Source organism: Mediterraneibacter sp. 210702-DFI.5.30 (assembly GCF_020560115.1).
GTDB lineage: Bacteria > Bacillota > Clostridia > Lachnospirales > Lachnospiraceae > Mediterraneibacter > Mediterraneibacter faecis.
The window spans coordinates 12,673-28,473 of sequence record NZ_JAJCME010000009.1; the positions used below are offsets into that span (position 1 = coordinate 12,673).

Here is a 15,801-nt window from a genome sequence, read left to right on the forward strand (position 1 = left end):
ACTTTTTTCTTGCTTCTACCCAAAAGAGAATCTGCCACAGACAGATTCTCTTTACAATGACTTTATTTAATCTGATCAGCCAGTGCTTCTTCTGCTTTTGCAAGTGCATCCGGGATTCCTGCTGGGTTCTTTCCACCTGCCTGAGCCATGTTCGGACGACCACCGCCGCCTCCGCCAACAAGACCTGCGATTGCTTTCACAAGATTTCCGGCATGTGCTCCCTGCTTCATTGCTCCGTCTGTTGCTGTAGCCATCAGGCTTACTTTTCCGTCATTTCCTGATGCAAGTACAACCACACCTTCGCCAAGCTTCTCTTTGAGCTGGTCTCCAAGGTCACGAAGTCCATTCATATCAACACCGTCAAGCTGTGCTGCAAGAAGCTTCACACCTTTTACTTCTTTCACCTGGTCAAGGATGTCTCCTGCTGCGCTCTGAGCCATCTTGCTCTTAAGACTCTCAACTTCTCCCTTCAGAGACTTGTTCTCTGCCTGAAGATGTGTGATCTTCTCTGCAAGATTCTCCGGAGTTGCTTTTACAAGCTGTGCTGCTTCTTTGAGAAGACGCTCCATCTCAGCATAGTAGTTCATAAGTCCTTCAGATGTCAGGGCTTCAATACGACGAACACCTGCTGCTACACCACTCTCAGAAATAATCTTCAGTGCTGTGATCTCTGATGTATTCTTAACATGTGTACCACCACAGAATTCAACGGAGAATCCGCTCATATCTACGACACGTACAACATCACCGTATTTCTCACCAAACAGAGCCTGTGCTCCTGTCTTTCTTGCTTCCTCGATTGGAAGGTTCTTTGTCACAACTGCGAGGGCATTTGTGATCTGCTCATTCACAATTTTTTCAACCTTCTTCAGTTCCTCAGGTGTTACTGCTGAGAAATGTGTAAAGTCGAAACGAAGTCTGTCTGCATTTACAAAAGATCCTGCCTGCTCTACATGGCTTCCAAGTACTGTACGAAGTGCTTTCTGAAGCAGATGTGTTGCACTGTGGTTTCTTTCTGTAAGTGCACGGTTCTTTGCGTCAACTTCAAGAGTTACCGCATCACCAATCTTGATCATTCCTTTTACAACATGTCCTACATGTCCAACCTTTGTTCCTGCAAGGTGAATACAATCTTCTACAACAAACTCTCCATCGGCTGTACGAATCACACCTTTATCAGCTTCCTGTCCACCCATTGTTGCATAGAATGGCGTCTGCTCAACGATGATTGTTCCCTTTTCTCCGTCAGAAAGTGCATCAACAACCTCCGTCTCTGTTGTAAGAGCTGTAACCTTAGAATCAAATGTCAGATTATCATATCCGACAAATTCTGTCTCAAGTGCTGCATCCAGCTGATCGTATACAGAAACTTCTTTTCCTGTATAAGAATGAGTTCCGAATGTTCCTTCTGATTTCGCACGCTGTTCTTCCTGTGCTTTCTTGAATCCTTCCTCGTCATAAGTCAGCCCCTTTTCTTCCAGGATCTCACTTGTCAGATCGATTGGGAATCCATAAGTATCATAAAGCTTAAATGCATTCTCTCCGGAAAGAACTTTCTCTCCATTCTTCTCCATCTCAGCTTCCATATCTGCAAGGATTGCAAGTCCCTGATCGATTGTCTTATTGAAGTTCGCTTCTTCTTTCGCAATTACATTAAAGATAAACTCTTTCTTCTCTTCCAGCTCCGGATATCCATCCTTGGAACCTTCAATTACAGTTGTTGCAAGCTCTACAAGGAATGCTCCGTCAATTCCGAGCAGCTTTCCGTGACGGCATGCACGTCTTAACAGACGGCGGAGAACATATCCACGACCGCTGTTAGAAGGTAAGATACCATCAGAAACCATAAATGTTACGGAACGAATATGGTCTGTAACAACACGCAGAGAAACATCTGTCTCATGATCTATTCCGTACTGCTTGCCGGAGAGATTACATACATGGTCTCTCAGTGCTTTCATTGTATCGATATCAAACATGGAATCTACATCCTGTACGATGCAGGCAAGACGCTCAAGTCCCATACCTGTATCAATGTTCTTCTGGATCAGGTCTGTATAGTTGCCGTGTCCGTCATTGTTGAACTGGCTGAATACGTTATTCCAGATCTCCATGTAACGGTCACACTCACATCCTACTGTACATCCCGGTTTTCCACATCCGTATTTTTCTCCACGGTCATAGTAAATCTCAGAACACGGACCACATGGACCTGAACCGTGCTCCCAGAAGTTATCTTCCTTACCAAAACGGAAGATACGTTCTGCCGGAATTCCCATCTTCTTATTCCAGATTTCGAACGCTTCATCATCATCTTCGTATACTGAAGGATATAATCTGTTCGGATCAAGTCCCACAACTTCTGTAAGGAACTCCCAGGACCACTCGATTGCTTCATTCTTGAAATAATCTCCAAAAGAGAAGTTTCCAAGCATCTCAAAGAATGTACCGTGACGTGCTGTCTTACCGACATTCTCGATATCTCCTGTACGAATACATTTCTGACATGTTGTCACTCTTCTTCTCGGCGGGATCTCCTGTCCTGTGAAATATGGTTTCAGCGGAGCCATTCCTGAATTGATCAGGAGAAGACTCTTATCATTATGTGGTACTAAAGAAAAGCTCTTCATTGCAAGATGTCCCTTGCTCTCAAAGAACTCCAAAAACATTTTTCTTAATTGGTTTACTCCGTATGGCTGCATACATCCATCCTCCTCTTTCGCTCATAAAAAGCCCATTTTGTAATATACCACAACAGCCTCCGTTTGTAAAGCGGAGGCCGGTTATTATCCTTATATTTACTTATTTCAGTTCAATTTCTTCCAGTTCTTTCGGTGGAAGTGCTCTGCTTGAGTTTTTGACATAAGCTGCGACATCCTTCTTCGCAGTCGGGATTGGAATATTCGTTCCAGCTCCTGCAATACATCCGCCAGGACATCCCATACCCTCGATCAGGCATCCGTTCATTCTTCCGGCTTTGGCAAGTGTCAGGATCTTCTTACATTCTGCCAGACCTTCCGCATGCTCGATATTAACCTGCGTTCCAGGGTAATACTCGTTAATACATTCTTCGATTGCCTTTGCAACTCCTCCTGCACAGGCGTATCCACGTCCGGCTCCTGTCGCATCATGGAAGGAAGACTCTGCCTCATAAGCTGTCAGATCAATTCCCTTCGCATCAAACATTGCCTGCAATTCTTCAAATGTAACAACGAAATCCACATCACTTCTCACAGTACGTCTGGAAGCTTCCAGCTTCTTCGCTGCACAAGGTCCGATAAATACAACCTTCGCATTCGGATGTTCCTGTTTGATTGTTCGTGCTGTTGCAACCATCGGAGTCAGTTCCTGTGAGATCTGATCGATCAGATCCGGGAAGAACTTCTTCGCAAGCATTGCCCAGGATGGACAACAGGATGTCAGAAGAAATGGAAGTTCTCCGGTTGTCACTTTATTCACATAATGATGTGCTTCCGCAATTGCTCCGATATCCGCTCCAAGAGCAACCTCATATGTCTCTGAAAATCCGAGTTCTTCAAGAGCTGCTTTGAAATTTCTCACATTAATATTCGGTCCAAACTGACCAACAAATGCCGGTGCTACCTCAGCCACAATCTCTTCTCCTTCTGAAAGTGCACGAGCCAGCTGGAAGATCTGAGACTTGTCAGAGATCGCACCAAACGGGCAGCTTACCATACACATTCCGCAGGAAACACATTTGTCAGCATCAATATAAGCACGTCCTAATTTATCCGATGTGATTGCATTCACTCCACATGCTTTCTTGCAAGGACGTTCTTTCTTGGCAATCGCATCGTATGGACAGACAGATTTACATTTTCCACACTTGATGCATTTATCCTGATCGATAAATGACTTTCCATTCACCATGGAAATAGCACCTCTCGGACAGACTTCCTGACACGGATGTGCAAGACATCCCTTGCACATATTACTTACCTCGTATTTATTCTCCTCACAGCTCTCGCATCCGGACGGAATCACCTGCATCAGCGGCGGCTCATAATATTTCTCAGAAATATTACTGGCCTCAACTCCCGCTGTCAAATGGACCGGCTTATTCTCCGGACGAAGGGAAAGTCCCATCGCAAGACGAAGTCTTTCTCTTACGACTGCTCTTGCACGATAAATACTCTCACGGTATTTTACTTCTGAATCTTCTCCTACAATTTCATATGGAATTGCTTCCATATCTGCTACCAATGTCTCTGCATTTGCTTTAAATCCAAGCTTGGCAACTTCTGTAAATACCTGTCTTCGGATTGCACGAACCGGTGTTTGTAATCCTCTCATTTTTGATCTCCTCCTATTCTTCAGTTCCAAAAACTCTCTGTGCATAATGAACCGACTGCATGGCATCTTTACCATAGAAATCAGCTCCTATCATATCTGCGTAGTCCTGATTCAGTACAGCGCCTCCTACCATCACAAGACAATGCGGAGCTTTCTCTCTAAGCTGTCTGATCGTCTCTTCCATACTTACGACAGTTGTTGTCATCAAAGCACTTAATCCTACCAGATGAATATCTTGTTCAAGTACTGTATCAACAATTGTCTCCGGCGGAACATCCTTTCCAAGATCGATCACATCAAAGCTATAGTTTTCAAGCAGAACCTTCACGATATTTTTACCGATATCATGGATATCCCCTTTTACTGTAGCAAGAATGATCTTTCCTTTCTTCTCCTGAACTTCTCCGCTGCTATCCATTTTCTCTTTAAGCACCGCAAATGCTGTCTTGGCCGCTTCAGCACTCATCAGTAGCTGAGGCAAAAAGACTGTTCCCTTCTCAAATCCTTCACCTACCGTATTCAGTGCCGGGATCAGCTCTTCGTTAATGATCTCCAGACCATCTTTCTCCTGAATCATCTCAGATGTAATGCTGTTCGCCTCTTCACGAAGCCCTCTCTCAATTGCACTTTTCAGTGTCATCTTGTGAGCTGAACCTGTTGCGGAAACCGGAGCTGTTCCCGGCTGCTGTGCATATTTATTAATATAATTCTCACAGTTGCTGTCCAGATTCATTAACGCATGGTATGCATACCATGCCTTCATCATATCCTCCGAGTTCGGATTGATAATTCCAACGCTCAGACCATTCTGCATTGCCATCGTATAAAAGATGGAGTTTACAATCGGTCTGCTTGGGAGACCGAAAGAAATATTTGATACACCAAGCACAGTACACACACCAACTTCGTCACGAAGTCTGCGAAGTGTCTCAAGTGTCACCTTTGCTCCTTCCGGTTCTGAACTGATCGTCATTGCCAGGGCATCAATTACAATATCTTTCTTCTCGATACCGTATTTTGCTGCCTCTGCGATAATCTTCTTCGCAATCTGTACACGTCCCTCGGCTGTTGCCGGGATTCCGTCTTCATCAAGTGCCAGGCCGATCACAACACCGCCATACTTCCGGATCAGTGGGAATACTGCATCCATTGACTCCTGCTTTCCACTGACTGAATTGACCATCGCCTTACCATTGTAAATGCGAAGTGCATTCTCCATCGCAACCGTATCAACCGTATCAATCTGAAGCGGAAGATTCGTCACACTCTGAAGTTCCTGAACAACTTCCTTCATCAATGTCGGCTCATCAATATCCGGAAGTCCTACGTTAACATCCAGAATATGTGCACCGTTATCCTGCTGTGCAATTCCTTCTTTTAAAATATAATCAAGATCATGTTCCTTAAGCGCCTGTTTAAAGCGTTTCTTTCCGGTTGGATTAATACGCTCGCCAATAATCTTTGATCCGGTTCCAAGGAACACACTCTGTCCATAAGAAGATACTACAGTATAACTTTTCTTCTCAATCGGCTTCACCGGAATGTCTTTACACTGCTTCACCATCTCTGCAATATGTGCAGGAGTTGTTCCGCAGCATCCCCCGATCACAACTGCCCCAAGATCAACAACATGACGCATAACAGAAGCAAATTCTTCCGGAGAAACATCGTAATAAGTTTCTCCGTCTTTCTGCTTAGGAAGACCTGCATTCGGTTTAACGATCACAGGCACAGAGGAGTACTTCATGATCTGCTCCAGGATCGGCAGCATCTGCTCCGGTCCCATTCCACAGTTGATTCCAAGGGCATCGATCCTTAATCCTTCAAGCATTGCCACAACAGACGGAACATCTGCTCCGGTCAGAAGCTTTCCCCGTTCATCAAAAATCGTCGTAGCGAAAACCGGAAGGGATGTATTCTCTTTCGCTGCAAGCACTGCTGCCTTCAGTTCATAAGTGTCACTCATGGTCTCAATATGGATCAGATCCGCACCGGCTTTCTCTCCGAGGATCATAACTTCTTTGAATGTCTCATATGCTGTCTCGAAATCCAGATCCCCCATCGGTTTTAAAAGCTTTCCTGTCGGTCCGACATCCAGTGCTGTGTAGATTCTTCTTCCACCACTTGCCTCTTCAGCCGCATCCTTCACATGCCTGATCGCAAGACGGATAATTTCTTCCAATGGAAAATCATCGCAATGGAATTTCAATGCATTCGCTCCAAATGTATTCGCAAGTACAATATCACTTCCTGCTGAAATATATTGTTTGTGAATGTTTTTGATCTCATCCGCATGTGTAACATTCCATGTCTCCGGTAACTCTCCCGGCTGAAGTCCCTTTGCCTGAAGCAAGGTTCCCATTCCGCCGTCAAAATATAATAACTCTTTTCCCAGGCGTTCTCGTATCATCTTTTTGTATCAATCCTTCCTCTCTTATCTCTTGCTTACCGTCGGTATTCACAATCTTTTTTTGTACAGACCTCACATCCTGAGATTGGACATCTGTCCTTCTGTGTACTGATTCCAATTACTGCTGTTACCGACTTTGTTGGTGTCATCATAAAGCTGTCTGTCAAAGTCAACCCGATTGTCTTTGCACAATTCAACATTCGCACGACTGGTTCCTGATAACAGATATCAAAATCTCCATATCCGGGACTGAATCTCGGTCTTAAATACAAATGTTCTTCTTCAAGTTCTGCCGCAATCTTCTTCTGACACTCATCACAATATTCTTCTAACATTGCTGCTGCACAAGACTGCAAAATAACTGCTCTTGCCATATCTGTCAAAGAAATTCTGCGCATCAGCCGGTCAACTCCGGCGCCAAGTGTTGCTCCGAAAAGAACAACCTGACGGCATCCTTTCAGATTTCTACTCAGGCTCTTACTTCGAATCTTCATCTGTCCAATAACCAGTCTTCCGTCATCTGTATGATTCAGATCAAAAATTTGGCAGATGGACTTAGGCCCTGCTTCCTGTTCCAGGTCTTTGAAAGACTGTTGGATCAGTTCCAAGGTTCGTTCATCTGCCTCATTTTTTCCAAATCCCAGATAACGAACTGCTTCACGTACTCTCTTCTCTGTCTCTATCATCTGGTCATTCACTTTCTTAACACTTGATAATCTCGGAAAGATTATTCATAATCGCAATTGCAATCTCTGGCTTATTCATAGAATAAATATGAATATTATTCACACCGTTCGCAAGAAGGTCAATAATCTGATCTGTCGCATAAGCAATTCCTGCCTGCTTCATCGCCTCCGGAGAACTTCCGAAGCGATCTAATATTGCAAGAAATCTTCTCGGAAATACTGTTCCGGAAAGTTCCTGGCTTCGCTTCATCTGAGCAGCACTGGTAATCGGCATGATTCCCGGCAGAACCGGAACTGTGATCCCTGCTTCTCTGATTCTGTACAGGAAATTATAATGGATATCATTATCAAAGAACATCTGTGTTGTAAGGAAATCAACTCCACTTTCTACCTTCTGTTTCAGATAACGGATATCATCCTCTTTATGTTCCTGCTCCACATGTCCTTCCGGATAACATGCTGCACCAATACAGAAATCCCCATGTTTCTTGATCTCCTGTACCAGTTCATAAGCATAATGGAATCGATCACCATCAGGGAATGTCATGCCTTCCGGAATATCTCCTCGTAAAGCGAGAATATTCTCAATTCCATGAGCCTTCAGGTTTTCAATTACCTCTCCAACTTCTTCTTTTGTGGATGAAGCACATGTCAGATGTGCAAGACTTATCACTCCGAGATCATCCTTAATATGGGATGCGATCTTCGCTGTGTTCTTGCTTGTTCCGCCACCGGCTCCATAGGTTACGCTGATATAAGATGGGTTCAGTTTGGCAATCTCATCTGTTGCTGATAATACTTTGTCAAATCCTGCATCTGTCTTCGGCGGAAACACCTCAAAAGAAATGTGGATGCCTTTCTGGTTCAGTTTGTCAATAATTTTCATCGGGTCTGTTACTCCTTGCTCTTGTGTTACTCTTGTATTACTTCTTTGTTACTTCTTATAATTCTTATTCTCCGATCAGACTTCTGTACAGATCTTCATACTGTCTTGCAGAATTCATCCATGAGAAATCCTGAGCCATCGCGCGCTCGATCATCTTGTTCCAGTCACGTTTCTTGTCATAATAGATTCTTTCTGCATAACGTACGGTGTTCAGCATCTCATGTGCATTATAATTGGAGAAACTGAATCCTGTACCTGTCTTCTCAAACTCATTATACGGTTCTACAGTATCTTTCAATCCTCCTGTCTCACGAACAATCGGAAGTGTTCCGTATCTCAGACTCATCAGCTGGCTGAGTCCGCATGGTTCGAATAAGGATGGCATAAGAAATGCATCACATCCGGCATAAAGTCTGTGAGAAAGATCATCGGAATAGAAAATATTCGCTGAAACCTTTCCTGCATACTTCCATGCAAAGTGACGGAACATATTCTCATATTTCGGATCTCCTGTTCCAAGTACTGCAATCTGTACTGCATCCTGACACATCTCATCCATCATATAATCGATCAGATCAAATCCTTTCTGGTCTGTCAGACGGGAAACGATTCCGATCAACATTACATGATTGTCTTTATCCAGTCCAAGTTCTTCCTGAAGAGCAGCCTTATTCACCGGTTTGTTTTTCCGGAAATTCTCAACGTTAAATGTCTTTGCGATTCTATAATCTGTATCCGGATTCCAGTCATTGTAATCCAGACCATTCACAATACCGCAAAGATCATTTGATCTTGCTGCCATCAGTCCGTCAAGACCTTCTCCATAGAACGGTGTCTTGATCTCTTCTGCATAGCTATGACTTACTGTTGTCACCTTATCTGCATAAACAATACCGCCTTTGAGCATATTAGCATCTTTATATGCCTCAAGCTTATCCGGAACGAAATAATAATCCGGAAGTCCTGTGATTCCCTGTACAGTCTTTGTATCCCATACCCCCTGGAACTTCAGGTTATGTATTGTCATAACTGTCTTGATTCCTCTGTAATATTCTCCAAAGAAACGGAAATTATCCAGATATACCGGAATCAGACCTGTCTGCCAGTCATGACAGTGAATCAGATCCGGACGGAACCCAATAACCGGAAGAATACTTAAAACTGCCTTACAGAAGAAAGAGAATTTTTCAATATTCCACTTCGGATCTCCATCATATGGAGCAAATCCCGAAAAATAAAATTCATTATCAATAAAATAAAATGTAACTCCGTTTAATTCTGTCTTAAAGATTCCGACATAGCGATCCTCTCCTGCAAAATCCATGTAGAAGTTTGTGATATACTCCAGGCGCTCTACCCACTCCTGTTTCATACACATGTACTTAGGTAAAACTACACGGCAGTCATATTTCTCTTTATCAAAATCTTTTGGAAGTGAACCTACAACGTCAGCAAGACCCCCGGTCTTTATAAATGGTACACATTCTGATGAAGCGAACAAAATGTTTTTCATACTTAGATCCTCCACTTTCACTTGCCCTCTTTCGGCAATTACTTATAAAATATTATACCGCATTTTTATCATAATGCAAAGGATTTCTCATTGTATTTTACTTCTTATTTCCCATGCCTGTATTCCAATTGTATTGTATCTGCGATCAGAGCAATAAATTCAGAATTTGTCGGTTTCCCTTTTCCATTGCTTACTGTATACCCAAAAAGTTCATCCAGAGTGTCCAGCTTTCCTCTGCTCCATGCCACTTCAATCGCATGTCGGATCGCACGTTCTACTCTGCTTGATGTTGTCTGATACTTCTTTGCAACGGTTGGATACAGGATCTTTGTGATTGCATTGAGCACATCCATATCATCTACCGCCATCATAATCGCATCTCTTAGATAATGATACCCCTTAATATGAGCCGGTATTCCGATTTCATGCAGCATATTTGTCACTCGTGTCTCCAGACTTTCTCCTCTATTATCAGATGCCGCCTCAGAGCTTCTTGTTTCCATACCGTGTGACATCCGCCCCGCACTTCGGATTCGTTCTAACAACATCTCATTTTGAAACGGTTTCATCATATAGTAATTTGCACCTTTATTAAAAGCATCTTCTGTAATCTTTTCTTGCCCAACTGCTGTGATTACGATAAAATACGGATGCTTGCTGACAGTTTTGTCATGATTGATCCGATCCATGACCGTCAATCCATCCATTTTCGGCATAATCAGGTCGAGAAGAACAACATCCGGCTGTTTATCTTTGATGATCTGACACATCTCTTCACCATTTTTCGCCTTTCCGACCAGATTCATGTCTTTTTCCATCCCGATCACACGATCCAAAAGATCCAAAATTTTCTGGTTATCATCAGCAATGGCTATTTTCAAATGTTCCATCTTCTTCTCTCCTTTTTCTGAGAACGTTTGTCTTGTTACACCACTCGTGTATTATATTCCAGCTTTTTTGTCGTATTCAAGAAAATCTTGCAGTAGTATTTCGACATCCTTTTCGACCCTTTTCACGATTCTTCCTCTTTCAACATATTTTCAATAAAAATACCGTATCCTTTTGTCGAATCCTGTACAAACACATGCGTCACAGCTCCGATCAGTTTTCCATTCTGAATGATGGGACTCCCGCTCATCCCCTGAATGATGCCTCCTGTCTTTTTCAATAATTCTGTATCTGTCACCTGGATTATCATTCCTTTGTTCACCTGGTCGGATTCTTTGTCAATTTGTGTTATACAGATTGTATATTCTTTCACCTCACCATCAATGTAGCAGCGAATCCTTGCCTCCCCCGTCTTTATTTCCTCTTTTTTTGCTACCTGTATCGGAACTTCCTCTCCTATCCAGCTTCTGTCTGAATTTAATTCTCCATAAATACCTGCATCCGTATTTTTCTCGATCACTCCAAGCCGATGAAACCGATTATAAACAATAATCCCTTCCATTGTTCCGGGATTCCCTTTGCTTCCCTTTTGCACTTTCTGAATACTGGTTCTATAAAGCGTTCCTCTTTTGATCATAAGAAGTGTACTTGTATCAATATCATGAATACCATGTCCCAGTGCTGCGAACGTGTTATTTTTTGTCAAAAATGTGATCGTCCCAAGTCCCTGTACATTATCTCTTACCCAGATTCCAAGTCGATAATTTCCTTTTGAAATCTGCACAGGAGTCAATTTCTTTTCTAATATCGTATTTTCGCGTCTGACTGTCAGAAGGACCTTCTCTCCATCCAGATGTTCCACCAGATCCATCAACTGTTTTTTCCCCTCAATCTTCTGGTGATTTACTTCTGTAATATAATCACCGGAACTCACTACACCCTGTGCAGGTGTATATTCCTTTCCATCCATCCCCGTCATTTTCTCCGTGTCTAAAACCAGTACACCATCCGTTTCCATATAAATTCCAACCGGCATTCCTCCAAGTAGAACCGTATCGTCTTCCTTTTCCGCAGCCAGACTTTCCACTTCCCGGCCACTGACTTCCGTATTTTCCATAAATCCTGTAATCTGTGCACAGCCACATAACATCAATAAGCAGAACATAAACAACAGACCTGTCCTGCTCATATTCCTTTTCCTGCGTTCTTTCATGATCCACACTCCTCTCTTGCAAATATTAAGAGCAGATGCTGTTTGCATCTGCTCTTAGTATGTGTGGATCTTCTTCTTTTCACACTGGTATTATTTTTCTCTTTTTGCCAGTTCCTTCATTTCTCTGGCACTGTCTATGATTCCATCTGTCACATTTGCTCCCCCAAGAAGTCTTGCAAGCTCTGCAACAGAGTCTTCCTGATCAAGTCTCTCGATCTGTGTTCTCACAGAATTATCTTCTGCCTCTTTATGAATACAAAAATGAACATCTGCTGCCGCTGCGATCTGTGAAAGATGTGTAATACAAATTACCTGACGGCTCTTTCCGATCAACTGCAGTCTCTCTCCGACACGACCTGCTGTGATTCCTGATATTCCACTATCAATCTCATCAAATATCAAAGTCGGTGTATCTTCTTCATCTGCAAGTACGGTCTTGATTGCAAGCATAATACGGGATAGTTCTCCTCCGGATGCGACATCCCCCAGTGGACGCACAGGTTCTCCCGGATTAACCGACAGATAAAACTCTGCATCATCTTTTCCTTGTGCAGAATAACTTTTTGCTTCTGTCAAACGAATTTCAAAACGTGCATCCAGGAAATTCAGTTCTGACATCTGATGAACAATTTCCTCGGCAAATTTAACTGCGTTTTGTTCACGCACTTCATGCAGTTCCATCGCAGCCTTTTCCATCTGCTTTTCTGCTTTTTTCTGTTTCTCCAAAAGTTCCTGCATAAAAGAATCGTAATCTTCCAGTTCCGATAGTCTCTGTCTTTTTTCCTCACAATATGCAAGGATATCACTGACAGTGTTTCCATATTTTGCCTTTAAATGATTCACTTCATTCAGGCGGGACTCAACTTCTGAAAACTCTTCTTCCGAATATTCAAAACTCTTTGCATATTCTGCCAGATCCCGGTTGAAATCATTCAGCAGACTATCGATCTCCACGATCTGATCATAAAGCTGGCTTCCCTTTTCATCAAAAGATGCTGCTTCCTGAAGGCTTCGGATTGCACGGCTTAAGTAATCACTTGCATTTCCACGTTCGTCCTCTGCAGTATACTGATACGCTTCTGCAACTCCTTCTGTGAGTTTTCTGCTATCTGTCATCTTGCGATACTGTTCTTCTAAAAGTTCATCTTCACTTTCTTTAAGAGCTGCTTCTTCAATCTCATTCACTTCAAATTCAGCAAGAGAAAGTTCTCTTCTTCGGCTCTCTTCATCCAGCGAAGATTGTTCCACCTTCTTACATACTGTCTTCCATTCCTGATAGCAGGAAGCCATTTTTTCTTTTAACGGATCCGTCTGTTCTTTCCCATAAAGATCAAGCAGTGTTAAATGATTCTTTCGATGAAGCAATGTCTGATTATCATGCTGTCCATGAATATCGATCAAAAGACTGGCTACATCTTTAAGGACGCTCATATTCACTGTCTCACCGTTAATCTTACTGACACTTCGGCCTTCTAAAAGGCGGCGGCTCAATGTCAGATATCCGTCTTCCGGATAAATGTCCAAGGCCTCCAGCTTCTTTAAAATCTTTTCTTCTTTGATGTGAAAAGTAAGTTCTACCAATCCGCTTTTTGCCCCGTTTCGAAGCATCTGTGCATTGTATTTTCCACCCAGTGCAAGCGTAACAGAGCCAAGAAGGATTGACTTTCCTGCTCCGGTTTCACCGGTCAGAATATTCAATCCTTCCACAAACTCTACTTCTGTTTCATCAATCAAAGCAAGATTTTTCACATACAGATTCTGTAACATATATCACCTATGCTTTCCTTGAAACCAATTTTCTTATATTCTCCATTACTACAGCTGTATCTTCAACTGTACGAATTGCGCACATGATCGTGTCATCTCCCGCAATACATCCGACCACTTCATTCCATTTCATTGCATCTACTGCAGCAGCAACCGCCATTGCCATTCCGGCAACTGTTTTGATCACAAGGATATTCTGTGCCATATCCATGGAAACAAACCCGTCACGAAGCACACGGATATATTTTTCGTTCATTCCGTCATCTTCCTGTCTATGGACAATATACTTCTGACGCCCACCGTTTACAGACAACTTTGTCAGCTTCAGATCTCTGATATCTCTGGAGACAGTTGCCTGTGTGACCTTGAAGCCGGCATTATTCAGATATTCTGCCAGTTCCTCCTGCGTCTCTATGTCATACTGACTGATCAATTCAATTATCTTTGCATGTCGGCTCACTTTCATAGTATCAATTTCCTTTCATCTTCTCGCGCATTGTTATCATAAAACTTTCTTCACTTAATTTTACAAGATGCGCTTTGGCATCTGATTTTCTGATCTTCACTCTGTCTCCGCTAACCAATTGTCTCTGTACAGCACCGTCATAACATAAAGCTACTTTCTCCTGCCTTCCATAACGGCCCTCGCAAATCTCAACTTCAACATCATCCTCTGCTGAAAGCACCACACTGCTCGTGTTAAGTGCATGGGAACAGATTGGAGTGATAACGATCAGACTTGCTGTTGGCTCTACCACCGGCCCACCTGCGGAAAGATTATATCCTGTACTTCCCGTCGGTGTACAGATGATCACACCGTCTGCCTGATATGTGTTCAACAATGTCCCATTCACATATACATTAAACTGAACAATACGAAGATTCCCTTCTCTTGTCAGGACGATATCATTTACCGCCAGATCTTTTTCACCGGATGACATTGTCCCCTCCAACATCATACGTTTCTCAACTTTAGGCTCTTCCTCGCAAAGTCTGTCAATCGCAGATTTATAATCTTTCAATTCTACATCTGCCAGATACCCCAACGTTCCGATATTGATTCCAAGAAGCGGAAGTTTATTTCCTTCAAGGTCACGTATTGCACGGATCAGAGTTCCATCCCCACCTAAAACCAGTCCGCAATCAACGTTCTCCGGAATCGTTCCCGGAACAATAAATCCTTCCTCGTCCTTTTGCGCAAGAATAACATATTTGCCTTTTCTCTCAATATAATCTTTTATCTCAATCGTAACAGAATAATCTCTGTCTTTTAATTGATTTGTTATGATATAAAAAGATTCCATACCATCACCTTTTTACTTTGCCAGAGTAGCGAATGCTTCATCCACTACCTGATCCAGTTCCTTTGTCTCAATCTTTGCTTCCTCTTCCGGACATTTCTTCAAATGTACAAGGTATTCGATATTTCCTTCTGGTCCCTTGATTGGAGAGAATGTGATCTCAAGTACAGAAAATCCGATTGATACCGCAAATTCTGTCACTTTCTCGATTACTTCATGATGCGTACTCTTTTCTCGCACAACACCTTTCTTTCCAACCTTCTCACGTCCTGCTTCAAACTGTGGTTTGATCAATGCTACAATCTCTCCATCATCTGTCAGATACGCTCTGATTGCACCAAGCACTTTTGTGAGAGAGATAAACGAAACATCAATCGACGAAAAATCAACAGGTTCTCCAAGATCTTCCGGAGTCACATAACGGATATTCGTCTTCTCCATACATACCACTCTCGGATCCTGACGCAGCTTCCAATCCAGCTGTCCTCTTCCCACATCGATGGCAAATACTTTCTTTGCTCCATTCTGAAGCATACAGTCTGTGAATCCTCCAGTGGAAGATCCAACATCTGTACAGACCTTTCCATCTACTGTCACATGGAATTCTTTCATTGCTTTCTCAAGCTTAAGACCTCCACGGCTCACATAGGGGAGAACATGTCCGCGTACCTCAATATTTACCTCCTCTGGAAATGTTGTTCCAGCCTTATCTTCTCTCTGACCTTCTACAAATACATTTCCTGACATAATAATTGCTTTTGCTTTTTCTCTGGAATCCGCCAGATTTCTCTTTACGAGCAATACATCCAAACGTTCTTTCATG

12 protein-coding genes are annotated in these 15,801 nt (G+C 42.8%); all 12 read right to left on the minus strand.

All coding sequences use genetic code 11. The annotated features are described in order from the left end of the window. Positions 1-62 precede the first annotated feature (62 nt). Positions 63-2,702 carry an alanine--tRNA ligase gene (gene alaS, locus LI126_RS10300; protein WP_227165319.1) on the minus strand — a complete coding sequence of 880 codons (2,640 nt, stop codon included), beginning with the start codon at positions 2,700-2,702 and terminating at the stop codon, positions 63-65. 100 nt (positions 2,703-2,802) lie between these two features. Continuing rightward, on the minus strand, positions 2,803-4,314 hold the full coding sequence (locus tag LI126_RS10305; RefSeq protein ID WP_144366691.1) for a 4Fe-4S dicluster domain-containing protein: 1,512 nt from the start codon (positions 4,312-4,314) through the stop codon (positions 2,803-2,805). A 13-nt stretch (positions 4,315-4,327) separates the two neighbouring features. Then, positions 4,328-6,724 (minus strand): homocysteine S-methyltransferase family protein, encoded by a 2,397-nt coding sequence (locus LI126_RS10310; RefSeq protein ID WP_015529111.1) that lies wholly within the window; start codon positions 6,722-6,724, stop codon positions 4,328-4,330. 35 nt (positions 6,725-6,759) lie between these two features. Next, on the minus strand, positions 6,760-7,410 hold the full coding sequence (locus LI126_RS10315) for a vitamin B12 dependent-methionine synthase activation domain-containing protein (RefSeq protein ID WP_227165320.1): 651 nt from the start codon (positions 7,408-7,410) through the stop codon (positions 6,760-6,762). A 16-nt stretch (positions 7,411-7,426) separates the two neighbouring features. After that, entirely contained in the window at positions 7,427-8,296 is an 870-nt protein-coding gene (gene metF, locus LI126_RS10320; RefSeq protein ID WP_227165321.1) for a methylenetetrahydrofolate reductase [NAD(P)H], read from the minus strand. Positions 8,297-8,360: 64 nt separating this feature from the next. Beyond that, entirely contained in the window at positions 8,361-9,809 is a 1,449-nt protein-coding gene (gene glgA, locus LI126_RS10325; protein ID WP_117914469.1) for a glycogen synthase GlgA, read from the minus strand. Between the two features lie 104 nt (positions 9,810-9,913). Beyond that, positions 9,914-10,699, minus strand: a complete 786-nt coding sequence (gene spo0A / locus LI126_RS10330) for a sporulation transcription factor Spo0A (RefSeq protein ID WP_020436272.1) — start codon at positions 10,697-10,699, stop codon at positions 9,914-9,916. 122 nt (positions 10,700-10,821) lie between these two features. Next, positions 10,822-11,910 carry a SpoIVB peptidase gene (gene spoIVB, locus LI126_RS10335; RefSeq protein WP_227165322.1) on the minus strand — a complete coding sequence of 363 codons (1,089 nt, stop codon included), beginning with the start codon at positions 11,908-11,910 and terminating at the stop codon, positions 10,822-10,824. Between the two features lie 90 nt (positions 11,911-12,000). Beyond that, positions 12,001-13,677 carry a DNA repair protein RecN gene (recN, locus tag LI126_RS10340; protein ID WP_227165323.1) on the minus strand — a complete coding sequence of 559 codons (1,677 nt, stop codon included), beginning with the start codon at positions 13,675-13,677 and terminating at the stop codon, positions 12,001-12,003. A 7-nt stretch (positions 13,678-13,684) separates the two neighbouring features. Continuing rightward, positions 13,685-14,143 carry an arginine repressor gene (gene argR / locus LI126_RS10345; protein ID WP_015529104.1) on the minus strand — a complete coding sequence of 153 codons (459 nt, stop codon included), beginning with the start codon at positions 14,141-14,143 and terminating at the stop codon, positions 13,685-13,687. Between the two features lie 4 nt (positions 14,144-14,147). After that, the gene (locus tag LI126_RS10350) at positions 14,148-14,981 is read right to left on the minus strand and encodes an NAD(+)/NADH kinase (protein WP_055145645.1); all 834 of its coding nucleotides are present in this window, start codon (positions 14,979-14,981) and stop codon (positions 14,148-14,150) included. 12 nt (positions 14,982-14,993) lie between these two features. After that, the gene (locus LI126_RS10355) at positions 14,994-15,800 is read right to left on the minus strand and encodes a TlyA family RNA methyltransferase (RefSeq protein ID WP_055165675.1); all 807 of its coding nucleotides are present in this window, start codon (positions 15,798-15,800) and stop codon (positions 14,994-14,996) included. Position 15,801: the final 1 nt, after the last annotated feature.